27 protein-coding genes, 2 tRNA genes and 1 pseudogene are annotated in these 20,661 nt (G+C 59.0%); 14 read left to right on the top strand and 16 right to left on the bottom strand.

The genetic code is table 11. From position 1 onward, the window contains the following. Positions 1-9: 9 nt before the first annotated feature. Together MEFOE_RS04880 and MEFOE_RS04885 are read right to left on the bottom strand one after the other, a co-directional pair. Complete coding sequence (locus MEFOE_RS04880; protein WP_067049113.1) at positions 10-261, bottom strand: DNA-directed RNA polymerase subunit H; 252 nt, start codon at positions 259-261, stop codon at positions 10-12. 75 nt (positions 262-336) lie between these two features. After that, a tRNA-Lys gene (locus MEFOE_RS04885) sits at positions 337-410 on the bottom strand. Positions 411-554: 144 nt separating this feature from the next. Here MEFOE_RS04885 and MEFOE_RS04890 point away from each other — a divergent pair. Beyond that, positions 555-983 carry a phosphate-starvation-inducible PsiE family protein gene (locus tag MEFOE_RS04890; RefSeq protein WP_067049116.1) on the top strand — a complete coding sequence of 143 codons (429 nt, stop codon included), beginning with the start codon at positions 555-557 and terminating at the stop codon, positions 981-983. Between the two features lie 34 nt (positions 984-1,017). Here the strand turns inward: MEFOE_RS04890 and MEFOE_RS04895 are convergent, their stop codons facing one another. Beyond that, complete coding sequence (locus MEFOE_RS04895) at positions 1,018-1,647, bottom strand: response regulator (RefSeq protein WP_067049119.1); 630 nt, start codon at positions 1,645-1,647, stop codon at positions 1,018-1,020. After that, positions 1,647-2,021 carry a roadblock/LC7 domain-containing protein gene (locus tag MEFOE_RS04900; protein WP_067049122.1) on the bottom strand — a complete coding sequence of 125 codons (375 nt, stop codon included), beginning with the start codon at positions 2,019-2,021 and terminating at the stop codon, positions 1,647-1,649. Before MEFOE_RS04900 ends, MEFOE_RS04895 begins: the two co-directional genes overlap by 1 nt. 452 nt (positions 2,022-2,473) lie before the next feature. On the opposite strand from MEFOE_RS04900, the gene MEFOE_RS04905 reads away from it, so the two are divergent. From MEFOE_RS04905 to MEFOE_RS04930, 6 genes are all read left to right on the top strand, one after another. After that, complete coding sequence (locus MEFOE_RS04905) at positions 2,474-3,415, top strand: hypothetical protein (RefSeq protein WP_067049125.1); 942 nt, start codon at positions 2,474-2,476, stop codon at positions 3,413-3,415. A gap of 7 nt (positions 3,416-3,422) precedes the next feature. Beyond that, positions 3,423-4,016: a hypothetical protein gene (locus tag MEFOE_RS04910; protein ID WP_067049128.1), complete on the top strand. Its 594-nt coding sequence runs from the start codon at positions 3,423-3,425 to the stop codon at positions 4,014-4,016. A 58-nt stretch (positions 4,017-4,074) separates the two neighbouring features. Next, a complete protein-coding gene (minD, locus tag MEFOE_RS04915; RefSeq protein ID WP_067052994.1) occupies positions 4,075-4,860 on the top strand; it encodes a cell division ATPase MinD in 786 nt (261 codons plus the stop codon). Position 4,861: 1 nt separating this feature from the next. After that, the gene (locus MEFOE_RS04920) at positions 4,862-5,068 is read left to right on the top strand and encodes a hypothetical protein (protein ID WP_067049131.1); all 207 of its coding nucleotides are present in this window, start codon (positions 4,862-4,864) and stop codon (positions 5,066-5,068) included. Between the two features lie 791 nt (positions 5,069-5,859). Beyond that, positions 5,860-5,936 (top strand) — tRNA-Pro (locus MEFOE_RS04925). 19 nt (positions 5,937-5,955) lie between these two features. Further along, the gene (locus tag MEFOE_RS04930; RefSeq protein ID WP_067049134.1) at positions 5,956-6,816 is read left to right on the top strand and encodes a damage-control phosphatase ARMT1 family protein; all 861 of its coding nucleotides are present in this window, start codon (positions 5,956-5,958) and stop codon (positions 6,814-6,816) included. Here MEFOE_RS04930 and MEFOE_RS04935 read toward each other — a convergent pair. Beyond that, the gene (locus MEFOE_RS04935) at positions 6,806-7,510 is read right to left on the bottom strand and encodes a tetratricopeptide repeat protein (RefSeq protein ID WP_153015872.1); all 705 of its coding nucleotides are present in this window, start codon (positions 7,508-7,510) and stop codon (positions 6,806-6,808) included. The two genes, MEFOE_RS04930 and MEFOE_RS04935, sit on opposite strands and share 11 nt — an antisense overlap. 326 nt (positions 7,511-7,836) lie before the next feature. Here MEFOE_RS04935 and MEFOE_RS04940 point away from each other — a divergent pair, with 326 nt between their 5' ends. Both MEFOE_RS04940 and MEFOE_RS04945 read left to right on the top strand, forming a co-directional pair. Beyond that, a complete protein-coding gene (locus MEFOE_RS04940; protein ID WP_067049140.1) occupies positions 7,837-8,295 on the top strand; it encodes an NfeD family protein in 459 nt (152 codons plus the stop codon). Next, complete coding sequence (locus MEFOE_RS04945; protein ID WP_067049143.1) at positions 8,296-9,372, top strand: SPFH domain-containing protein; 1,077 nt, start codon at positions 8,296-8,298, stop codon at positions 9,370-9,372. A gap of 87 nt (positions 9,373-9,459) precedes the next feature. Here the strand turns inward: MEFOE_RS04945 and MEFOE_RS14375 are convergent, their stop codons facing one another. Next, positions 9,460-9,600 carry a hypothetical protein gene (locus MEFOE_RS14375; protein WP_235809562.1) on the bottom strand — a complete coding sequence of 47 codons (141 nt, stop codon included), beginning with the start codon at positions 9,598-9,600 and terminating at the stop codon, positions 9,460-9,462. Between MEFOE_RS14375 and MEFOE_RS04950 the strand changes: the two genes are divergently transcribed. Further along, entirely contained in the window at positions 9,583-9,765 is a 183-nt protein-coding gene (locus tag MEFOE_RS04950) for a hypothetical protein (protein WP_153015873.1), read from the top strand. The two genes, MEFOE_RS14375 and MEFOE_RS04950, sit on opposite strands and share 18 nt — an antisense overlap. A 55-nt stretch (positions 9,766-9,820) precedes the next feature. Here MEFOE_RS04950 and MEFOE_RS04955 read toward each other — a convergent pair whose 3' ends face one another. Together MEFOE_RS04955 and MEFOE_RS04965 are read right to left on the bottom strand one after the other, a co-directional pair. Continuing rightward, the gene (locus MEFOE_RS04955) at positions 9,821-10,033 is read right to left on the bottom strand and encodes a KTSC domain-containing protein (RefSeq protein ID WP_067049149.1); all 213 of its coding nucleotides are present in this window, start codon (positions 10,031-10,033) and stop codon (positions 9,821-9,823) included. Between the two features lie 1,111 nt (positions 10,034-11,144). Next, positions 11,145-11,633 carry a hypothetical protein gene (locus tag MEFOE_RS04965; RefSeq protein WP_067049155.1) on the bottom strand — a complete coding sequence of 163 codons (489 nt, stop codon included), beginning with the start codon at positions 11,631-11,633 and terminating at the stop codon, positions 11,145-11,147. 255 nt (positions 11,634-11,888) lie between these two features. Here MEFOE_RS04965 and MEFOE_RS14380 point away from each other — a divergent pair, with 255 nt between their 5' ends. Further along, a complete protein-coding gene (locus tag MEFOE_RS14380) occupies positions 11,889-12,290 on the top strand; it encodes a DJ-1/PfpI family protein (RefSeq protein ID WP_235809563.1) in 402 nt (133 codons plus the stop codon). Positions 12,291-12,334: 44 nt separating this feature from the next. Further along, complete coding sequence (locus tag MEFOE_RS14385) at positions 12,335-12,523, top strand: hypothetical protein (protein ID WP_235809564.1); 189 nt, start codon at positions 12,335-12,337, stop codon at positions 12,521-12,523. A 15-nt stretch (positions 12,524-12,538) separates the two neighbouring features. Here the strand turns inward: MEFOE_RS14385 and MEFOE_RS04975 are convergent, their stop codons facing one another. From MEFOE_RS04975 to MEFOE_RS04985, 3 genes are all read right to left on the bottom strand, one after another. Beyond that, complete coding sequence (locus MEFOE_RS04975; protein ID WP_067052997.1) at positions 12,539-13,642, bottom strand: radical SAM protein; 1,104 nt, start codon at positions 13,640-13,642, stop codon at positions 12,539-12,541. 92 nt (positions 13,643-13,734) lie between these two features. Then, entirely contained in the window at positions 13,735-14,553 is an 819-nt protein-coding gene (locus MEFOE_RS04980) for an EFR1 family ferrodoxin (protein WP_067049158.1), read from the bottom strand. Then, positions 14,550-15,461, bottom strand: a complete 912-nt coding sequence (locus MEFOE_RS04985; protein WP_067049161.1) for a metalloregulator ArsR/SmtB family transcription factor — start codon at positions 15,459-15,461, stop codon at positions 14,550-14,552. Before MEFOE_RS04985 ends, MEFOE_RS04980 begins: the two co-directional genes overlap by 4 nt. Before the next feature lie 323 nt (positions 15,462-15,784). On the opposite strand from MEFOE_RS04985, the pseudogene MEFOE_RS14780 reads away from it, so the two are divergent. Further along, positions 15,785-15,931, top strand: a pseudogene (locus MEFOE_RS14780) (zinc ribbon domain-containing protein); the annotation flags it as partial. Between the two features lie 10 nt (positions 15,932-15,941). On the opposite strand, the gene MEFOE_RS13660 reads toward MEFOE_RS14780, so the two are convergent. From MEFOE_RS13660 to rnhB, 5 genes are all read right to left on the bottom strand, one after another. Beyond that, the gene (locus tag MEFOE_RS13660; protein ID WP_449405463.1) at positions 15,942-16,487 is read right to left on the bottom strand and encodes an amino acid permease; all 546 of its coding nucleotides are present in this window, start codon (positions 16,485-16,487) and stop codon (positions 15,942-15,944) included. Further along, complete coding sequence (locus tag MEFOE_RS04995; RefSeq protein ID WP_067049167.1) at positions 16,484-16,732, bottom strand: hypothetical protein; 249 nt, start codon at positions 16,730-16,732, stop codon at positions 16,484-16,486. The genes MEFOE_RS13660 and MEFOE_RS04995 overlap by 4 nt, the downstream gene beginning before the upstream one ends. Before the next feature lie 20 nt (positions 16,733-16,752). Beyond that, the gene (locus tag MEFOE_RS05000; RefSeq protein ID WP_067049170.1) at positions 16,753-17,733 is read right to left on the bottom strand and encodes an APC family permease; all 981 of its coding nucleotides are present in this window, start codon (positions 17,731-17,733) and stop codon (positions 16,753-16,755) included. Positions 17,734-17,772: 39 nt separating this feature from the next. Further along, positions 17,773-19,077, bottom strand: a complete 1,305-nt coding sequence (locus MEFOE_RS05005; protein WP_067049174.1) for a site-2 protease family protein — start codon at positions 19,075-19,077, stop codon at positions 17,773-17,775. 199 nt (positions 19,078-19,276) lie between these two features. Continuing rightward, complete coding sequence (rnhB, locus tag MEFOE_RS05010; protein WP_067049177.1) at positions 19,277-19,912, bottom strand: ribonuclease HII; 636 nt, start codon at positions 19,910-19,912, stop codon at positions 19,277-19,279. A gap of 56 nt (positions 19,913-19,968) precedes the next feature. Here rnhB and MEFOE_RS05015 point away from each other — a divergent pair, with 56 nt between their 5' ends. Further along, on the top strand, positions 19,969-20,637 hold the full coding sequence (locus MEFOE_RS05015; protein WP_067049180.1) for a potassium channel family protein: 669 nt from the start codon (positions 19,969-19,971) through the stop codon (positions 20,635-20,637). Positions 20,638-20,661 lie beyond the last annotated feature (24 nt).

The following is a 20,661-nucleotide window of genomic DNA, read 5'->3' on the forward strand; positions in this document are numbered from 1 at the left end:
CGCCCCCGGTTACTTCTTTGGCCTCTTTACTACAGAACGATACGAGTCGGCGAGGCCAGCCGTCTGGCTCTTCCGGACAATCTTGATGACATCCCCGATCTTTGCCCCGGTGGCCTTGACGGCCGGGTCATCGCTGTAGATACGCGGAAGCTGGTCGAGTGCGATCTGATAACGGGAAAGGAGCTCTGCAATCTCGCTATCGGTCATCTTCTGATGATCCGGCACCATTTCATGATCTAAAACATTAAATCTGGTGCTCATCTTCAATCCCCCGGACAAGAAAGAGTTAAATTCAGATGTATCACCACATAAAAACCACAGACTGCGCCATGGCAGCGGGCCTAGAGGGATTTGAACCCCCGACCATCTGGTTAAAAGCCAGACGCTCTACCTAACTGAGCTATGGGCCCCGTACGCAGACGGCATTATTACAATGATGTTAGAGTTAATATAATTTTCGCTCCCTCGGGACCGTCCGGTCGCTGAAGATTGTCTGGGATGCATCCCTATGCGTTATGATAAGATTTAACTGCTCCGATTCAGACGAATGTGTGATGGCTCTCCCTCAGGATGATAATCCGCAGATGCAGTGGGCGATCGCTGCCATCATGCGGGTCAACCATGTAATATATCTCTTCATTGCCATCGTGCTCGCCCTCCTTGCGGTGGTATCGTTCTATGATGTGGCGCTCCAGTTCATGGATATCCTGAGGGCCGATGTGCCGATGACCGACAGCATCCTCACGGTACTCCACGCCCTCCTGGTCACCATCATCATCATCGAGATCCTGGAGACTGTGACCGCGTATTTCCGGACCAACCGTCTGCAGGTGCGCCCGATCCTTATTGCGGGCCTCACCGCTATGGTGCGGAAGGTGCTCGTCTACGGCCTGGAGCCGACCGACATCGTCGACGTGGCAGGGACGGTGGCGGTCATTGCGGTGCTCACCCTTGCGGTGGTCCTGATTGGAAAAGAGGAGTAATGCCCCTGGTGGACCGGGCATCGAAGAAACGGATTTATTTTTTCTGCTGAAGGGTGTCGATCTCTTCCTTGATCTGGGCAAGGCGTTCCTGCTGGAACCTGATGCTGTTTTCCATGGTCTTGATCGCAAGGGAGACTTTCTCGCTCGCCTTGCTGTCATTGATATTGTAGGTCGTCTCAAGGATGCGGAGGAGGCGGTTGTTCACGTCGACCCCTTTTGCGAGCCGCGCGTATTCGTCGACAAGGCGCTGGTCGAGTCCGACCTCCTTCGCCCTTTCGACATCGTCCCTGATCATCTCACGGCGCTTGAGCACGCGCTCGATCGCGTCATAGAGTTCCCGATGGGTGATGGGCTTTAAGATGTAGTCTTCGATATATGAGCCGTACCCTTCTGCTTCATCTGGCGTGAGTTGTTTTGCTGTCAGCATCAATACCGGGATGTCGCGCGTCTTCGGGTTGATCTTGATATTTTCGAGAGTCTCCCAGCCGTCCATCGGCTCCATCATGATGTCGAGAAGGATGAGGTCGGGTGTGACGGTAGTGAGGATCTCAAGGGCCTCCTCGCCGCCGTATGCCGCGATTGACTGGTACCCTCCCCTCTCCAGCATGGTGACGAAGACATCCACGATGAATGGGCTGTCGTCCACCACCAGAACCGTGTACATTATAGTACCTCCGCGATCTCAGCCGCGATCTTGGTGAATAACTTGTAGGCTGCCTCTGTGTCTGCCGTGGGATCGAGGACGACCGCAAGGAGCGTCCGGTCTCCGGCACCCATGACAAGCATCGAGGCGTCGTCTGAGGTGACCAGTACCTTCCCTGGTGGCTGGATATGTGATATGCTCGCCGCGGCCTCGGCCGCTGCCAGCATGGTCGCGCTCATGGCAGCGAAAGAAGGTACGGATACCCCTGCTGCGAACGATTTGCCCATCAGGATCCCGTCGCGGGAGGCGAGCACGCAGGCTGAAACGCCCCTGACCTCCATGATCTCCCTGATGAACGAATTTATTCTCTCTTTTAATCCCTGATGTTCTGTCATGCCCACCGTGTATCTTACTTCATCTTATATATCATATTTTGGTTTCTCTTGCGCCTGATATCTGGTAATCTCACCAATATGGGCATGTTATGGGGTTCTTGTCGACGGGTTCCGAACATTTTGATTTTTTTTCTCGTGCATCTGTCCGGGACGAATGTTCTGTTCGGTGCATGTGCGGTCTGTTAAAATTCGCCGTTTGTGCCGGTTTTTCAGAATCGGGTGTGACATCTCCTGCAGGAGATATCGATATATTTTAATGGCGATCTTGATGCTGTCTTGTGATGTAATATTATCTTTTCTATTTCTCACCATTAACATAGGGTTATAATATTCCTAAACACTACACCATATTAATGGATATTCCGAGAGGTACCTTCTCTACAATCAGACGAGATACCGCCATATCTGCTGTTCTTGCAGAGATCCGGGATACATCATTCAGCGGATATGCGATGGTGAGCCACGGAGGCGGCCTGATCTCACTTGTCTTCTCCGAAGGTGCCTGCATACTCGCAGAGTACCAGGGCCTGCTTGGCGCCGCAGCCTTGCAGGCAGTCCAGTCAATGGGGGAGGAGACGGCAGAGATCGGGCTTTATCTTCTCACACGCCAGCAGCTTCGGCTGGCAGACGAATTCAACAGAAATGCCCGGGTCAGTATTGGCGAACCCCCTGTACGGAGTGGGGGGGCGCCGGCGGCACGGGGCGCCGTGAAGACACAGCAGGTCGCGCCGGCCTCTCCCGGGAAAGAGCGCCTCGTCGTTCCCAGGGGGGAACTTTGCGAGGTAAAAAAGGATGTGACGATTGCAGGGATGCTTGAAAACCTGAATGAGCGCGCATTCACTGGCTATGGTCTCTTTACGCTGGCTTCGGTCGGCTTTACCCTTGTTTTTTCCGGGGGGTCCTGTATTCTTGCCGCGTATGGCAGGGAGCGCGGCGCTGCCGCTCTGGAAAAAGCGAAGGCATCGGGTGGGCCGGGTGATGTCGGTCTCTATACCCTCACTCTCCAGCAGATCGCCCTCTCTCTCGAGTTCAACGGAGGGTACCGTGTCGAAGGTCTGCCCCGGACAGAGGTCCGCTCTATGGCTGACGGCCCTTCTCTTTCTCAGAAAGGGGTGGAGGCACCTGCCCCGAAGAACCGGTCGCCGCTGCCTCCCTTGAAGGGGGGTGCGGCAGGGCCTGCTGTCCCCTCCCCGGCACCACCGGTACGGGAGGATCTGAAGGGAACCGACTCTGACTCCTCAATGGTGACCGCTGCCGTCATGAGAGACCTCGACGCCCTTGATGCGATCGATCCCGTACAAATGGCGGCAAACCTGAAGACCGGTTATGTCTCGATACTGGACCGCCTCCAGCTCGGGCATCTGGTCGATGAAAAGAAGAAAAAGGAAGCGTGATAGTCACATGGATGATGGAACAACGTTCATTGCACTGGGACAGATCATCGTCGTCCTCCTTGCATTGATAGGTCTGGGTGTTGCCGGCTGTGTCCTCTATCTGGTGAGAGTTCAGGACCAGCTGGCGGCGATACGAAAAGATTCGCAGGAAAGGCAGCAGTATGCCCAGCTGCGGAACATCATCGGCGGGACAGCACAGGCGCCGGTGGACATGTTCACGCTCTTCAAGCATATCCAGCGGTCTCGTGAGGTTGAATGGGAAAAGCCTCCCCTTGCTCTCAGCCTCTTTGATGGACGCACCGATATTGCGGGGAGCATGCAGGCGATGTGTGAAAAGTACTATCTGGATGCATTCACGATCGCCACCGACGATGGTCTTGTGGTCGCCTCCTCGGAGGACGACGCATCTACCGATGCGGCAAAGTACAGTTACCTCTTTACCGAGGGGAAACTTCCCGACGATCCGAAGGTGATGCTCTTTGGTATCCAGCACAAGGGATCGAACCTTGTCGGCATCCTCAGAACCGAACACAACATCCCCGATGCCTGGGTCAAAGACATGGAAAGCGACGCGGTGTCCGTTCTGAGGAACTGGCTGTGAGGATAGTGTGGAGGTCGGACAGAATGAGTCGAACCGAAGCATGGTTACGAGGAATGAGATGATACGAGCATACACAATAGCATCCGGTAAGGGCGGGACGGGGAAAACGACCTTCACGGTCAATCTCGGCACCGCACTTGCTCAGCTCGGCAAAGAGACCTATATTCTTGATGCTGACGTCGGGATGGCGAATATCGGGATCCTGCTTGGCCTGGAGAATGTGCCGGTGACCCTCCATGAGGTACTTGCCGGAAAAGCAACTATTGATGAAGCGATCTATGACGGCCCTGCCGGTCTGAAGGTGGTCCCGAGCGGTATCTCCCTCCAGGGGTTTCAGGATGCAAATCCTGACCGTTTGAGGGAAGTTATGCATGACCTTGTCGACCGGTGCGATTACCTGCTGATCGATGCCCCGGCAGGCATCAGCAGAGACGGTGTGGTCCCGCTTGCAGTTGCCGATGAGGTGATCCTGGTCGTCAATCCGGAGCTCTCCTCCATTGTCGACGCGCTGAAGACCAAGATCCTCACCGAACTTGTCGGGGGCCATGTCCAGCATGCGATCATCAACAGGGCCGGCAGGGACAACCTTGATTTCGTCGAGCACAAGATTGAAAAGTCTCTGGGTGTCACCTCACTGGGCGTCATCCCCGAAGACACCTATGTCAGGGAATCGGCGGCGTACAAAATGCCGGTGGTGATCAAGCACCCGACCTCGGGCGCTGCACGAGCGATCAAGAAGATCGCCGCGGAGATCGCCGGTTGCGAGTATCACGACGATGTCGCCGCAACACGTGAAGGATTCATTGATCGTCTTGCAAGAACACTCTTCAGGGGGAATCGGTAAAATGGAACCATTCGACATGGGAGGCATCCTCCTCATTATTCTGGGCTGCGTGATTGTCATCCAGCTCTTCATCATGTATATCATGTATGTCAGAATTCAGCAGCTGCTGACAGAAGTCGACGCCATCGGTAGCAAGATGAAGATCACGGACACCGAACTTGAAGCACTCACCAAGAATGTTGAAAAGTTCAAGCAGTTACGGATCTGAATTTATTTTACTTTTTTAGTCTCTAATGAATCGCTCCTGAAACGAAGTTTCAGGCGGTTCTTTGAAACCATCTCGGGGTTTTCATGGAGCATGTCCCAAAACTCTCGTTCACTCCCCCCATCTCTGCATGCAGGGATCGTGAGATAATATCATGATCGGGTCGATATCTTCCCAAATTCCCTGAAGAATCGTGCGAAACCACCGCCTTCCCTACCTCTCTGCCGGGGGACTGACGCCCCCGGACCCCCGAAACAGGATAGGGTCGGGGAAGAGAGACCAGAGGTCCTGATGAAGGAGATTGCCCTCCACCTCCTATCGCAATGAGGGGGGGATCGGGGGGTGAAACCCCCCGGACAAGACACCAGAACAGGATTTTTCAGAACCGAATGTGAGTCCTTTCATCGGCGCGCATGAAGGTTCGGATCAGTTCTGGGATGACCTCATGGTAAATCTTTTACCTGTCTTCTCATGCTCCCTTCGGTCGTAGACCCCAGACCCCTGATGTACGATAGGGCGGGGACGACAGAACAGGAAATCCCGGGAAGAGATTGCCATCCCATCCTCCTGATGTCTGGGGTTTTAGGGTGAAAGCCCCGGTGAATTATGCCCGTACACTACCTTCCCCGTACTGCTGCGTTCTCCGGGGGCGGCGATACACCTCTTCTCCTCCACCTCCTCCCGCTCCAGTCCTCTGCTCGCGAGTCGTCCCTGTCACCGCCCTCTGGCCCTCATTCGAATGCTCCTGACGGAAGAGTACATATAGCGTGACGTCCCAACATATACAGTCGGTTGGGGTCATAGGGTAGCCTGGCCATCCTAGGAGACTGGGGGTCTTCTGACCCGCGTTCAAATCGCGGTGACCCCACCACCTTATTCTTGGTGCTTTTATGAAATTTCAGCCACGGTGTACTGAATGTCTTCTCTCCCGTGTGGGATATGAGGCCGGGCTTGTGCTCGACGATCCCGCAGCGATCGAGGAGGTGCGGCGTGCGGCGGCGGCAGTGCTCGCCGCGGGACAGGATGACCCGGCGGTGCCGGCGCCGGTGCTTGCAGGTGCTGTCCACCGGTGCGCGTATAGTCTGATCGGTGTCGATGACCCGTACCTGGACCTTAAGAAGCAGAACAACAGGGACGCCCTCCTTGCCGTCGAAATGGTCGCGCCCGACCTCGTGACTTTCAGGGATTATGTCACTGCCGCGGTGCTCGGCAACACCTTTGACTACGGTGTCCAGTCCCACCAGGTGACCGGAGACTTTCTCTCGTTCTTTGCGACAGAGTTCCCGAAAGGCCTTGCAATCGACGACACCGACAGGATCCTCCCGCTCTGCCGCGATATCGTCTATTTCACTGACAATTGCGGGGAGATTGTCTTCGACCGCCTCCTTCTCAGGTACCTGAAGGCACAGGGTGCGACGGTGACCGTCGTCGTGCGCGGCGCTCCCATTCTCAATGACGCTACCATGGAAGACGCCCTCACCCTCGGCCTTGACGCCATTGCCGACCACGTGACCACGACAACCCGCGGCGAGCGTGAACTCGGCGTGAACCTCTCTCTCATCCCTGACGACCTTGCGATGGCCCTCGAAGGATGCAGCCTTGTCATTGCAAAGGGGATGGCAAACTACGAAGCTCTCACCGAATATGACGATTTCCCGCCGACCGCCTTCCTGATGGCTGTCAAGTGCGAGACGATCGCTGGTATGGTCGGCGTCCCGAAGGGATCGAAGGTGGCGCTGCTCAGGGACTGATCTCGTCCTTCTCCCGGATCATTCCTTCCATGCACCGTTTAATGAGATCTTCGGTTCGTGGATTGCCCGGGCACCGGGCCCCGGCGCGCGTGCAGAAGGCGGCGGCCTCCTCATAATGGCCGAGTGCGATGAGACGTTCGGCCATCTCATGGAGGAGGTCGACGTTGGTCGGGTCAAGGCGGCACCCGCGGGTCAGAAACTCCAGTGCTTCCCTCTCGTTTCTGGCCGTCTTTGCAAGATAATACAGTAACTCCGGCTGGTTCGGCTTTTTTCTCAGGGCCTGCCAGAAGGCCTCCCGGGCCTCTTCTTTCCTGCCGAGGTTGTAGAGCGCCGCCCCGTGGCCGAACCAGGCCTCGCCGTCGTACCTGTTGAGGGTGAGGGCTGCAAGGAAGGCCTCGTCGGCGGGCCCGGGCGTGTCGAGTTTGAGAAGTGAACTCCCCAGGAGAACAAGGGCCTTCAGGTTCCCGGGCTCACGGGTGGCGGCCATAAGGAAGTGCTGGTATGCCCGGGTGTACTGGCCTGTCGCCATCAGCACCTCCCCCTTGCCGATCAGGAAGTCAGGGTGGTCGGGCACCACCTTGAGTGCACGCTCGAAAAAAGAGAGCGCTTCCTCGTATTCGTGCATGGAGAGGTGTGTGATGCCCTCGTTGTACCATCCGAGAGCATATCTTTTCTGTCGGGGTATATCCTGCATGGCGATCACGGGCGGTGCGACGAATGATCAAATACTATTTATTATATTTATTTGTTTTCCTGGATCCAGGGGAACAATAATACTGAATTCATAATATAATCATATATTTTTGTAATGTGTGAGAAAATAGTGGTTATTTGTTGGTGGATCTCTCCCGCCTTTCTCGTCCCTGCCTCTCTCTGGCGAGGGCGTCCATTAAAGAGGTGATGACCTGGCATGGAAGAATATTTTTTGCCAGAAAAAAAGCCTTTAATGGAACATTCGGCACGATCAAAACTCTGTATATCTCCAGACAGGTTTATATGCGGCCTCTCCGTATTCTTCGTATGGATCCTGTGCTGGGCATCTCCCTTGGCTGGGTTCTGATCGTGCTCGGGGCCCTCCTGCTCGTTATCGAAGCCACGAATCCCGGCTTCTTCGTCGCCGTCCCCGGGACCGTGATGATCATCCTGGGTGTTCTCTTTGTGCTGGGCGTCGATGTTTTCGGGTCGACCCTCGGCGTCGTCGTCGGGGTGGTGACTGCCCTTGCGGCGGCCGCGGTCACGGTCTGGCTCTACTCCCGGATCACTCCCCAGGAAAAGCCGACGACGATCAGCCGCGACTCCGTCGTCGGCCAGGAGGGGCATGTTGTCAGGGACGTGGACCCTGACTCCATCGCGGGGAAGGTCAGGATCGGTGGTGTCGAGTGGAGCGCCAGCTCGGCCTCCGCCCCTCTCAGGGTGGGGACGAGAGTCGTCGTCGTCCGTTCCGAGGGCGTGCATGTCGTTGTCGATGAGGTGAAATGAATGGTGGTTGAAGAAATACTCAACAATCTGGTCACGATCTTCCTGATCCTCGTGGTTATCTATATTATGTCGCGGGGGGTCGTGATCATCCAGCCCTATGAACAGGGGCTGCAGATCAGGCTTGGAAAGTATATTGGAAGGCTGAACCCGGGTTTCCGGTGGGTCATCCCCCTGATCACGTTTGTCCAGAAGATCGACCTCCGCACTCAGGTGATGGATGTCCCGTCGCAGGAGGTGATCACCAAGGACAACTCCCCGACCAATGTCGACGCCATCGTGTACACCCGTGTGGTGGACCCGGAGAAGGCCTTCTTCGAGGTCGCGAACTACCGGATGGCGACGGTTGCCCTTGCCCAGACAAGCCTTCGCGGCATCATCGGCGATATGGAGCTTGACGAGGTGCTCTACAACCGCGACCTGATCAACACGAAGCTGCGTGACATCCTGGACAGGGAGACCGACCAGTGGGGTGTGAAGGTTGAGCGCGTGGAGATCAAGGAGGTCGACCCTGTCGGTGCGGTGAAGCAGGCGATGACCGAGCAGACTGCCGCGGAGAGGGAACGGCGCGCGGCGATCCTCCGCGCCGAGGGTGACAAGCGCTCGGCGATTCTCCGCGCCGAGGGTGAGAGGCAGTCCGTGATCCTCCAGGCCGAGGGCGAGCGGCAGAGCAAGGTCCTCCGTGCCGAGGGTGAACGGCTCTCCAGGATCCTCCAGGCGCAGGGTGAGGCCCAGGGGCTGCGCATCCTCTCCCTTGGCTCCCGGCCGCTGGACAAGAAGACGATCACCGTCCTCTCCCTCGACGCCCTGAAGCAGATGGCAGACGGGCAGGCGACGAAGATCATCTTCCCCTTCGAGGTGTCGAGTCTGATCAAGCAGAGCGCGCGCTTCCTCGGGGCGACCGACGAGATGCCCGATGTCGAGGGTGCCGCAGAGGCTGGAGAGATCGACGACTCGATCCTCGGCGAGGTGCCGAAGCCTGAAGAGATTGCAAAACTCCTCGAACGCCTCGAAGAGAAACTGGAAAATGAGGCTGAGTCGATCGAGGAACTGAAGGTAGGAAAGAAAGAGTCAATCTAATTTTCTTTTTTTCGCGAGAATTTCTGTTCTGGAGTGCCTGTGCCGGGGGCTCCCGGTTTTTTTATCATGCAGGGAAACTCCTGCGACCTATCCATATTTCTCCTCTCGCAGCCTCATCGCCGTCAGCACGATCGTCCCGATAATAAAGAATATCCCGTCCAGAAACGCATGGTCGAACGCGATCTCCAGTTCGGCGATCGAGTGGAAGAGGTGGATTGCTCCGGTCACGCTTTCCGGGTCGTCGCCCTGATCCGGCGGTTGAATGCCGTCTCGAAGACCACGATGCCGATCGCCGAGGCAAGGTGGCGTCTTCTCAAGCAACTCGAAAAAGAGGTGGAGTGCGGTGAGACGATCGAGGAACCGAAGACCGGGTCTGTCCCCGGGGCCCGGTAATTTTTTTTCGGCACGAAAAATATCTTTTTTCCGGTTCAGGAAAATGTTCTGCCTCTTACCGGATCTTCCTGAAGTGATACCACTCTTTGATGTGTTCGTTGAAGTATGTCCCATGGGAGGAGGCCGCCATCAACTCCCGATAGACCGACGCAGGGACGTCTGAAAACTGATAGAGAGAACCGTTTGTGAACTCGATCTCCAGGGTGCCTGAGAGGGGACTGTATCCGACTGACTGGATAGTGGTGGAAGTGACCGCCTGCCGCAACATGGATCTGCCATGGTGCGTGTCTGTTGATATACCGTTCTATTCGGGGTGTCGAGCCTCATCAGGCAGAGCGCACGCTTCCTCAAGGGCACCGACGAGACGATCGAGGAACTGAAGACCGGGAAGAAAGAGTCGATATAATGGCTCTGTAGAAACCCTCATACTTCAGCCGATGTAGCCCCGATCCTATGAAGAGGTACACAGATCCACTGCCTTCCCCACGATCTAGCCGGGGGACTTTTGCCCCCGGACCCCCGCGCGAGGATTGGACCTCAAAGGGGGAAACCTGCATTTTGAAGAGGGGACTGCCCTCCACCCCCTATCCTCGTGGCAGGGGGATCGGGGGGCGGCAGCCCCCGGACCAAGCACATCTGAATAGAATTTTTCTCCCTATCGCTTCAGGAAGTACTTTCCCATGAGGGTTTACCATGAGCATATCCCAAAACTCTCGTTCACTCCCCCCATCTCTGCATGGGGGCTCGGGAGAATAGATCACGATCGAGTCGATGTCTTCCCGAATTCCATGAAGAGTCGTGCGAAACCACCGCCTTCCCCCACCTCTCTGCCGGGGGACCGACGCCCCCGGACCCCCGAAACAGGATAGGGTCGGGGAAGAGAGATCCTGATGAAGGAGATTGCCATCCACCCCCTATCGCAATGATGGGGGTCGGGGGGTGAAACCCCCCGGACAAGACGCTAGAACAGGGTTTTTCAGAACCGAATGTGAGCCCTTTCATCGGTGTGAATGAAGGTTCGGATCCGTTTTGGGATGACCTCCATGAAAATGATCCCGAAGAACGTCTCTCCGGGTTTGCACGAGACTCTGACTCTCATCGAGCATCCCCTTTTCGAGATGGGAGGTCCGCATTCTGCCTTCCCGGCCCTATCGCACTGCGGGGGTCCGGGGGCAACGAGAAGACCGAAGGTCTTCGAGGTAGTCCCCCGGCGCGAGCGTGGGGGAAGGCATGTTGACCAGCAGACCACAAAAAACAATTTTCATCGCGTATGCTTGAGTCCCCCGAGACTCATGCCCGATTCTACAGAGTCGATATAATCTTCTTTTTTTGGTTCGGGAAAATTTCTGTTTTTGGTGCCGGTCGGGCTTCCTTCGTCGTCACGCCCCTCTCCACCCAAGGATCCGATACGCAAGTTCCGCAAGACCGACATTCACTGCCATCACGCAGGCGTAGATCACAGCGTTGGAGAGAGGGGTGTGCCAGTAGATGGCCGGCACCATCGAGAGGCCGGAAGAGACGAGGAGAATGGGGAAGAAGATCCCGACGACAGAGACCAGGATGCCGCAGGCGAGAACGCGTCTGAAGCCGGGCGTCTCACCTGACCGACCGGAGACGACGAAGGGCGGGATGAGCACCGCCACGGGTACCCCGAATGCCAGAGTCCCGATAAGAAGCGTCGGGGCGTCGGTCTGCATGAGCAGGGCAAAACCGAGCACGGCGAGGAGGATGAGTATCCCGAGGCGGTGAAGGCGATCGCCCGTCCGCGTGAGAAGTGCATGGACACAACCGAGCAGCACGAGCCCTATGACGCAGGCGACGACCTCGAAGAGTATCACGAGGAAGAAAAAGCCTTCGACGACATCCATTCCGGATCCTCATGCAGATGATTGGTGGGCTCCCCCTTGTATCTTTGTATTCCCTCTCAAGGGGTGGGCCTTGCCTGTTTTGAAAAAAAGGACTCTGTTGAATCGCTCATGAAGCAAAGTTACAAGCGGTTCTTTGAAAGCCACCTCAGTGGTTTTCATGGCCCCGGCAGAAGGTAGAGGGAAGGCGGCGGATCTGTGCTCCCTCCCCGGAGATTTTATACCCCCGGGACTTCAAATCCTCTGTAAAGTGCACGGATGAAAGGTAGCGTCTATCTCTTCGCATGTCCTGCTTTTGCCGACTGGGAACCGCCGCTTGCGGTCTCCATGATCTCTGATACGAACAAAACATTCCCGAAAAACAGGAGTTACCGGGTGATCACCTTCGGGCTTTCGAAAGATCCGGTCATGTCGCTCGGCGGGATCACGGTCCTCCCAGACGTCGATGTCGGCGGGGTCGACCTTGCTGATGCGGCGATGGTGATCCTGCCCGGGTCGTCGTTCTACGAAAACCACGACCCTGCCGAACTGGCCTCTCTGATCCGGGAGTGCGTACGGCAAAAAATCCCCGTAGCGGCGATCTGGGGGGGGCGCTCTTCCTCGCACGACACGGGTTTCTTGACGCCGTCAGCCACACCAGTTGCGGTCCCGGGTGGCTGAAGGAGCACGCTCCCAACTATCGCGGGGAAGCGCAGTACGTTCATGTGCCGAGCGTCGCCGACGGCGGCATCATCACGGCAAACCCCTTCGGTTTCGTGGAGTTTGCCGCAGAGATCATCCGGGCGCTGGACGTGTTCCCGCCCGAATTTCTCGAATTCTGGGTCCGCACCATCAAGACCGGCTACCTGAACGTCGATTCGGTCGACCCGACGGCGGGAAAGATGAAAGAGTGAGAAGTGGCGGCGGCGCTACGGCGACCTTTCGCGCGGCCCTGCCTCGACCAGGCCCCGCACCCACTCCCTGTTCGCCCAGAGAGCGCAGCCGCCGTGTGTCTCTGTCAGCCGCTCATGGTGGCTGCGGATCTCTTCGAGAAGGCCTGAACGAAGAGCGTCTTTCAGGGCCGTCTGCGTGAGGTTCGCATCGGAGAAGGGTGCCGCCGGGCATGGTTCGAGTCCTCCGGAGGCGTTGACGTGGACGAAGCCCCGGCCTGCGGCGAGGCAGCCGCCGTACATTCCTTCTTCGCCGGGAAAACCGATGAAGAGGGCAGGATACTCCTGGTTGAAAGCGGCGATCCGGGCGTTGAGCGACGCTCGCCGACCGTCGTCGAGGACCAGGCCGTCGGTGCCGGGTTCGATCGGGACGTACTCGACAAAGACGAAAGCCCGGGCACCCGCCTCCGTCATCTGCCCTATGAAGCCGCCGTCGGTGACGCGATCGAGGTTTTTGCCGGTGACCGTGACCGAGCAGCCGAAGAAGACCCACCGCTCCTTCAGCAGCGACGAGGCTGAGAGCAGGCGGTCGTAGACTCCCTCTCCCCGTCTGGCGTCGGTGTCGGCCCTGAACCCTTCAAGGCTGATCATCGGCACCAGGTTCCTCCTGGCCGCGATCCTGTCGGCCATCCCTTCATCGATCATGAGGCCGTTCGTGAAGACGACGAAGAGGAGGTGGGGGTGCTCTTCCGCGAGATTCAGGATCTCCCCGGCCCGAAGGAGAGGCTCGCCGCCGGCGAAGACGACCACCGAGACGCCCAGGTCGGACGCCTGCGCCACGACCGAGCCGAGTTGCTCCACGGTCATCTCAGGCGCCGCCTCACGCTGCTGCGCCCGCATGTAGCAGCCCCTGCAGGAGAGGTTGCAGCGCGACGTGAGCGAGATCATCATCACCGGTGGGACGAGGACGCCCTGCCGCTCATACTCCTGCCTGATCGATGCGGCCCGCCGCTGGCGGTACAGGATCCTCGCCCCCGTGACGGCGAGCGCGGGGTCGGCGGCGGCGATCCCGAGCGCACGCGTGAGTGTGGATGCGATCACGCCGTCGAAAAGATCGCGGTAGCCTCCGTCTTCTTCGGTCATGCCCTCACGCCTTCGGTCGCCGACGCCTTTTTCCCGACATTCAGGGGGATTTGCTGGCGATGCGATCCGCGGATCATGCTGAAAGACCCGTTTCACCGATCGTGCAGGTTCACCGCCCGGGCTTGCGCCTCCATGTCCGCGACCTTCACGTCGGGGTGGCGGTACCGCCCCCGCCCTTCCGTGCCCAGCAGCATGCGGAACTGGATCGCCTCGACCGGGCAGAAGTGGAGACAGGCGCAGCAGAGTTCGCAGCGGTGGCTCCATGCCGGCCGGCCGTCGACGATCTCGATGTTGGCTGCCGGGCAGACCTTTGCGCAGGTTCCGCAGCCGGTGCAGGCGTCCGATGCGGAGAAGTCCCTGTCCGCCCCGTGCACCTGTCTGCTGAAAGGCCCGTAGGTCAGGGCCTTCATCACTGCGGAGATGGGAGCGAACCCCGGCTGGGCGGCACGCCCGCGGCCGATCGCCTCCGCGATCTCTCCGAGGTGTCTGTCGGCGGCCGCCAGGATCTCGTCGCGCTTCGCCCCCGAGGGCGGGCGGAACAGCGGCGGGAAATTTCCCGGCATCCTGACCGCAAAGGCGGCGTCGAGCCTTTTGTCCTGCCGCCTCCTGAAGATGCCGTCCAGCTGGTGGAGGGCGGAGATGCCCATGCCGCCCATCGTGACGACCGCGAAGACGTAGTCCGTCCGGGAGAGGTCGAGCCTCCCGGCAAACTCCGCCACCATCACCGGCACGCCGCCGTCGTAGACCGGGCAGACGATCCCCAGGCGTCCTGTCTCAGGGACGACGTTACCATCTGTGTTCTGCAGCGATGCGATGGGGATTAACTCGCAGTCCCCGAGGTCTGCGGCGATCTTCCTTGCGGCGGCAAGTGAGTTGCCGGTGCCGGTGAAGTAGTAGATGACGGTTTTCATGGTCTTTCGTCTCCGTTTTCGGTTCTGTTTTGCGCCTCTTCGCTGGAATCGCGGAGGGGGTACGCTTCGACGATCCGACCGATGAGATCGGTGTCCGCGTTTCTGATTTCTACGTCCTCCTGCGTGAGGCTGATTTCGGTCACGACCTCCACTCCCCGCGAAGCGAGCGCCTTCCTGAGGAGGGGGAGGGCTTCGCCGGGCTGGCCACAGCAGGTGACGAAGACCACGGCCTTCTTCCCCTCGCAGCCTGAAAGCGCCTTTACGGCGGCATTGATCGGCGGGGCCGGCTTCCAGGCCCAGACCGGCGTGCCGATGATGAGCAGGTCGTAGGGCGAGACGTCGATCTCTTCGGGAACGATCGGATCGCAGGCCCCTTTCCGCGAGCGCAGGACGCCGGTCGTGTATGCGGTGAAGGTTGAGTAGTCCTTCTGTGTCTTCACCTCCACGAGATCGCAGCTGCAAGCACTCTGTATCTGGCGGGCGACGTTCCGGGTCACGCCGGTATAGGAGTAATAGACGACGCAGGCGTTCAGGGCGGTGCTCCGTATCGTCCTGCGGACCATCTCCCGGTCGCACGTGTCCATCACGCTGGCGTACATCTGATCGAGGTACTCCCTGAGCGTCACCATCCGGTCCCGGTTGATGGTGTGGTAGACATACAGTCCCTCCCGCCGGGACTCGACAATCCCCACCCCTTTCAGGGTCTTGAGGTGCTGGGAGGCGGCCGGCTGGGAGATGCCGAGCCTTTCCGCAAGATCGGAAACCCCGAGTTTTCCCGTCGTATCCGTCGCCAGCAGGTAGATGATCTTGAGCCTGGTGAGGTCGCCGAGGACCTTGAAAGCTCCTGCCATCTCGGAAACGATCTTGCAGAGCCTGTCGTCGGCATCGCATCTGTTACGTGCGCCCATGCAACTGCATAATGATATGCTTATATTGTTATATAATTTTGCGCAGGCCCACCGTACAAGCGGGAGGCGGAGAGGCCGATCAACGCTATCATGTGGAAAAAAGAACCTTGTCAGCGCGGTTTATTTTCTGCCTGCGACTCGGTGCGGTGTTTCGTCGGCCTGCCCCTCTCCACCCACACAGAAAAAGGAACGGCGGTTATAACTCCTGTCAGGAATATCTGTTGTAACTGAATACGGCCAGGAGCACTTTCTGGCAACAGGGGATTGGAGATGTCTCGTGGTACGCGTTCTTCACGATGCTGGAGTAAACGTGCCGGAAGTACGGGAAGACTCTCCTGAAGATCGGACGGTTCGATCCCTCCTCAAAGATATGCAGTAACTGTGGGCATCTCAAGCAGGATCTTGCCCTCTCTGACAGGGAGTGGATCTGTCCTGATTGTGGTATTCATCACGACCGCGATGTCAACGCGGCGATCAATATCAAGAAGTTTGCCCTGCAAGAACAGAATCTTGTTGGGGTATCAGGTGCGGAACGCACCGTTGAGCCTGTGGACTTGCCTCAGGAGAGGGAGGATGAAGCAGGAAGCCACGCCCAACAGGCGCGTGGTAGTTCACCCCGGTAAAGAGGAGGATGACGGCGATGATCAGCGCGTGCTTTCCGGCGGCGCTCCACGCTGCGGGGAGGTACGACGCCCCGTAACTCCCGAAGGCGTAGGCGTAGAGCGCGATCATCACGATATAACTCTCCCAGAGCAGGACGTTCAGTCCGCCCGAGAGTAGACCTCCTCCGAAGGCTTTGTCCAGGAACCTGGTGGTTCCGCCCGCACTCGGGAACGCCACCGAGAGACGGGCGTACGAGTACGAGGTGACGAGAGCGACGATCCCCGCCAGGAGAAACGCGACCGGTGTCCCTCCCTTCCCGAGGTCCGCGGCAAGGCCGAGAACGGCGAAGATGCCGCCGCCGACCATCCCGCCGATCCCGATGGCGACGACCTGGACGAGGCCGAGACTCCGGTTCGCCGTTATCTCCTCTCCTTCCCGATGAACTCCCTGATCTCGGCGGCCGCACGCTCTCCTTCTGGCGTGTCCTCGATGACGAAAAAGAGCGTCCCGGCAAGGAGGGCCGCGCCCCCGGCCGCCAGGACCGACAGGGGAAGGGTGACGAGCATGGGGATGCAGGAACCCGCGCCGACCAGGGGGAGGAGAGGGCCGAACGGAACCTTGAAGTAGGTCCGATCATCGGGGACGGTGTTGGTGAGATCGACGATCACCCCGAGGTTTCCGAGGAGGATCAGTCCTGCCGCGACGCCTGCCGAAGAAGCACGGCATTCGCCGGCTTTTCGCCCCTGAGGGCGGCAAAAAGTCCGGCGATCTGCTTTTCGGCCGCCATCGTGAGGATCGCCCTGGAACCGCCGATGATGTTGGCGTTCGCCGCCGAGAGCGTGGAAAATATCGCCCCGAGAGCGATGATCGTCTCTCCCCATCCGCCGAAGAAGACGACCGCGGCATCGAAGAGGCTGCTATCGCCGTACTCCGGAAGATGGGCGGCCAGGAGGGCGACCTCGACGCCGCAGTAGATCACGGCGACGATCCCGATCGAGGCGAGGGTGGCGAGGGGGAAGACCCGCGCCGAACTCCTGATCTCGCCGCCCATCATCGTCGCGACCTGGAAACCGAGATAGGCGAAGAAGACCATCGCAACACCGTCGAACATCGTACCGGTCCCGTGGGGGAAGAAGGGTGTGAGGTCTGCAGGCGTGAGATATGTCGCCCCAACGGCCGCCACCAGGGTAAGGATGGCGATCTTCACTGCGACGAGGGCCACCTCGGCCCGTCCGGCCTCGGCGGTGCTCCTCAGGTTGAGGACAGTGAGCAGGGCGAGACCCGCAAGGGCTGCGGTCCTGGGGTCGAAGGCAGTGCCGAGAAGGCGGTTTGCATAGATGCCGAGGCCGAGAAGGACGAAGGCCGAGGCGATGGTGACGCTGATGTACATCCCCCACCCGGCAAGAAAACCGGGATACGGCCCGAGCATCCGGTGGGCATAGAGATATCCGCCACCGTCGCCCGGGCAGATGCTCGCAAGGACGGCATAGGACAGACCGGTGAAGGCGACGAGGATACCGCAGAGATATGACAGAATGGCCGAGGGCCCGGCCGTCTGTATCATGAGGCCGGAGAGCACGAAAACTCCTGCTCCTACCATGTTTCCGACTGCGAGGGCGACCGCGGTGCCTGCGCTGAGCCTACCGCTGCGGGTGTAACCGTCGTCCATCAGGTTACAGCCATGTCCCTTCGGTAAAAAAAGAGATCCTCAGATATGGAGGAGATAGGGCAACGCGATCAGCCCGAGCATCATCGAGAGGAGGACCCAGGAGACGAAGGTGACGATCGCCTGCCCGTATCGGCCCCATCCCCGCGGTTCGAGGACGCGGTCGACCCCCTCCTTGAGGATGTAGCCGCCGTCGAGGGGCACCATCGGGATGGCATTGAAGATCCCGACATTGATGTTGATCCAGGCCGACCAGAAGAGGAAGTGGACGATTCCCCAGAAGAAGGGGAAGGGCTCCTCGTAGTAGGCCGCGGCCGGGGTCTCGAAGGCGAGCACCTTCAACTGCTGGCCGCCGACAGACATGTCGAAGGGGATGGTGACAAAGCGCAACCAGCCTATGGGGGAGAACATCTGTCCGACCATGCCCTGCACGCTTGCGGCGTCGTAGTAGTAGATACCCATGTAGCCCGAACTTCTCGGCCCGACCTGTGCGGTGATCGCCTCGGGCCATGCCGTCAGGTTGAGGGTGCGGTCTGTCAGGACACCGTCCTTCTCGACGGTGAGGCTGAGGCGGTCGCCGGGACTCGTCGTGTCGAGGGCCGCCGTCACCTCGTCCCGCGTCGCGACCGGGACGCCGTTGACCTCTGTTATGACGCTCGGCGTCGGCAGGCCCGCGTCATATGCCGGACCCCCCTCGTAGACCCCGTAGACCGCCGGGGAACTGAGGGGCGTCGCCATCCCCACGACCAGGATGAAGAGCACGAAACATATGCCGCCGATGACAATATTGTTCGTGATCCCGGCGCCAAGCATCCTGGCCTTCGGCCAGCCGCGGACACGCTCCGCGTCCTCCTCGTCGGGCTCGACAAAGGCCCCGATCGGGATGACCGCATAGAGCAGGCCGGCGCTCTTCACTTTTATGTCCTCGATCCTGCAGAGGATGCCGTGGCCTGCCTCGTGGATCACGAGGGTGAGGAAGAACGCGAACCAGACCGCGAGGGTCGAGGGGACGTACTCGTTGATCCCCGGGAGGAGGAGGATATTCTGGGGCTTGTAGATCCCGGTCGGCTCGGGCTGGGTGACAAGGGTGACGTTGAAGGCGAAGACGAGCATGAGGGTCATCAGCACGGCCGAGATGATCACCATGACGACCCCGACCGTCCCGTAGGCGCGGAGTACCCGGGAGTACGGCCTGAACCAGTCGAAGACCCCGACGTTTTCCGTCTTGATCATCATGATCGGACCATAGAACCCGATATGGTCGGCAAATTTCCCGGTCGCCTTCACGTACGCGGCCGCCAGGATGTAGATGCCGAGAAGAAGTATGAGGATCGTTACCCAGTCCATCTGAGAATAGTTGTGGTTGCCGCATCCAGATAAGGGTTCTCGCCCGGGGAGGCGGCACCGTCGCTCTCCGCGGTTTTATTCAGATATTGTGCGGTAATCCCGGCCATCTGGATGCAATCGAAATGTAATATATAAATCGACAGAAATTTCGGTGTCGTCCTGCCCAAAAAGTATTATATCAACGCTTTTTTCGACAGGATCAGAAATCGCCGAGCGTCGCCTGGTGCCGCCTGTCCATCAGCCGCGCCACCGTCTCCCAGCTCTGCCGGGCACAGGCGGGGGGCATGCCATGGCCGGAGATGTAGTCCTTCAGGTACGTGATGGTCGCCTGGTCGGAGGGATACCCGCTCCCGATCTCCCCCTCTTCGGCGTGCAGTGCCTCGATCGCGTGGTCACGCGTCACCTTTGCGACGATGGAGGCGGCCGAGACGACAGGGAAGAGGGCGTCGCCGTGGTGGCGGGCGACGACCGTGCAGGCCCCGCCCAGGAGCGCGGCGACCGTCGTCCCGTACCGCTCCTCGTTCACATCGCAGGCATCGACATAGGCGGTCAGCGGGGCGAGGGCGCGGATCGCGTCGGCATGCCCCCGGGCCACCAGGGCGTTCATGGTCATCTCCCGGCGCAGGCGGTCGATCTCGGCCGCCGATATCTCGACCACTGTCCAGGGGAAGGAACCCGTGATCTCGGCATAGAGCCTCTCGCGCTGCCGGGGGGTGAGGGCCTTGGAGTCCCGCACCCCTGCCGGCAGGTCGGCCTCCCTCTCGCACCCGACCGCCCCGACCACCATCGGGCCGAGGACCGCGCCTTTCCCGGCCTCGTCGACGCCGCATATCATGGGAAGAGGGTACGATGCACAAGATATTTCAAGACAGGGGCGGCAAACTGGTGTAGATGTACCTCATCATCGTGGGCCTCGGGGGAATTGGACGAAACCTGACGGCGATATCCGCAGAACACGGCGATTCTGTCGTCGTCATCGACCAGGACGAGTCGAAGTGCAACGATATCCTCGACCACTATGATGTGCTTGCGATCACCGGCGACTCCACAGACAGTTCTGTCCTGGACGATGCCGGGATCGACCGGGCGCAGAGCCTTGTCGCCACCACGAGCGACGATGCCGTCAACCTGATGACCTGCTGGCTGGCAAAACGCTACAATGTCCCGAACGTCGTCTCCATCGTGAACCAGAAGGAACACTCTGCCCTCTTCAAGGAGGTCGGCGTGAAGATCAGCGAGAACCCGGACGAACTTGTGGCGAACCGCCTGTATTACTGGGCCGAGAACCCGAACATGCAGCAGCTTGCCTCCATCCCTGGCGGGACAATCTTCGAGATCGTCGCCGAGGACGGTGCGCCGATCATCGACCACGAGATCAAAGAACTCGAAGTGAAGAACTTCGTCTTCATCGCCATCCGCCGGGCTGGCGGCGAACTGATCATCCCGAGCGGGCAGGTGAAGATCCGGCCGGGCGACAATATCACCGTCTTTACCAAGAAGGAAGCCGAGTCCGAGTGTCTCGACATCCTCAACAGGCAGCTGAAAAAGGCCGGGGAATAAAAAAAGTATGCGGCAGGCCCGTCA

The sequence above is a fragment of the Methanofollis ethanolicus genome (genome assembly GCF_001571385.1).
GTDB lineage: Archaea > Halobacteriota > Methanomicrobia > Methanomicrobiales > Methanofollaceae > Methanofollis > Methanofollis ethanolicus.

Coding starts and splice junctions, on each gene's coding strand:
- MEFOE_RS04940 (WP_067049140.1), top strand. CDS start 7,837: ATGGATCCTGTGCTGGGCATCTCCCTTGGCTGGGTTCTGATCGTGCTC.
- rnhB (WP_067049177.1), bottom strand. CDS start 19,912: ATGATATGCGGCGTCGACGAGGCCGGGAAAGGCGCGGTCCTCGGCCCG.
- MEFOE_RS05005 (WP_067049174.1), bottom strand. CDS start 19,077: ATGGACTGGGTAACGATCCTCATACTTCTTCTCGGCATCTACATCCTG.
- MEFOE_RS04910 (WP_067049128.1), top strand. CDS start 3,423: ATGGATGATGGAACAACGTTCATTGCACTGGGACAGATCATCGTCGTC.
- MEFOE_RS14380 (WP_235809563.1), top strand. CDS start 11,889: ATGAAAGGTAGCGTCTATCTCTTCGCATGTCCTGCTTTTGCCGACTGG.
- MEFOE_RS04890 (WP_067049116.1), top strand. CDS start 555: ATGGCTCTCCCTCAGGATGATAATCCGCAGATGCAGTGGGCGATCGCT.
- MEFOE_RS04980 (WP_067049158.1), bottom strand. CDS start 14,553: ATGAAAACCGTCATCTACTACTTCACCGGCACCGGCAACTCACTTGCC.
- MEFOE_RS05015 (WP_067049180.1), top strand. CDS start 19,969: ATGTACCTCATCATCGTGGGCCTCGGGGGAATTGGACGAAACCTGACG.
- MEFOE_RS04935 (WP_153015872.1), bottom strand. CDS start 7,510: ATGCAGGATATACCCCGACAGAAAAGATATGCTCTCGGATGGTACAAC.
- minD (WP_067052994.1), top strand. CDS start 4,075: ATGATACGAGCATACACAATAGCATCCGGTAAGGGCGGGACGGGGAAA.
- MEFOE_RS04930 (WP_067049134.1), top strand. CDS start 5,956: ATGAAATTTCAGCCACGGTGTACTGAATGTCTTCTCTCCCGTGTGGGA.
- MEFOE_RS04965 (WP_067049155.1), bottom strand. CDS start 11,633: ATGGATGTCGTCGAAGGCTTTTTCTTCCTCGTGATACTCTTCGAGGTC.
- MEFOE_RS04975 (WP_067052997.1), bottom strand. CDS start 13,642: ATGACCGAAGAAGACGGAGGCTACCGCGATCTTTTCGACGGCGTGATC.
- MEFOE_RS04920 (WP_067049131.1), top strand. CDS start 4,862: ATGGAACCATTCGACATGGGAGGCATCCTCCTCATTATTCTGGGCTGC.
- MEFOE_RS04880 (WP_067049113.1), bottom strand. CDS start 261: ATGAGCACCAGATTTAATGTTTTAGATCATGAAATGGTGCCGGATCAT.
- MEFOE_RS04945 (WP_067049143.1), top strand. CDS start 8,296: ATGGTGGTTGAAGAAATACTCAACAATCTGGTCACGATCTTCCTGATC.
- MEFOE_RS04955 (WP_067049149.1), bottom strand. CDS start 10,033: ATGTTGCGGCAGGCGGTCACTTCCACCACTATCCAGTCAGTCGGATAC.
- MEFOE_RS04895 (WP_067049119.1), bottom strand. CDS start 1,647: ATGTACACGGTTCTGGTGGTGGACGACAGCCCATTCATCGTGGATGTC.
- MEFOE_RS04900 (WP_067049122.1), bottom strand. CDS start 2,021: ATGACAGAACATCAGGGATTAAAAGAGAGAATAAATTCGTTCATCAGG.
- MEFOE_RS04905 (WP_067049125.1), top strand. CDS start 2,474: ATGGTGAGCCACGGAGGCGGCCTGATCTCACTTGTCTTCTCCGAAGGT.
- MEFOE_RS04985 (WP_067049161.1), bottom strand. CDS start 15,461: ATGGGCGCACGTAACAGATGCGATGCCGACGACAGGCTCTGCAAGATC.
- MEFOE_RS05000 (WP_067049170.1), bottom strand. CDS start 17,733: ATGGACGACGGTTACACCCGCAGCGGTAGGCTCAGCGCAGGCACCGCG.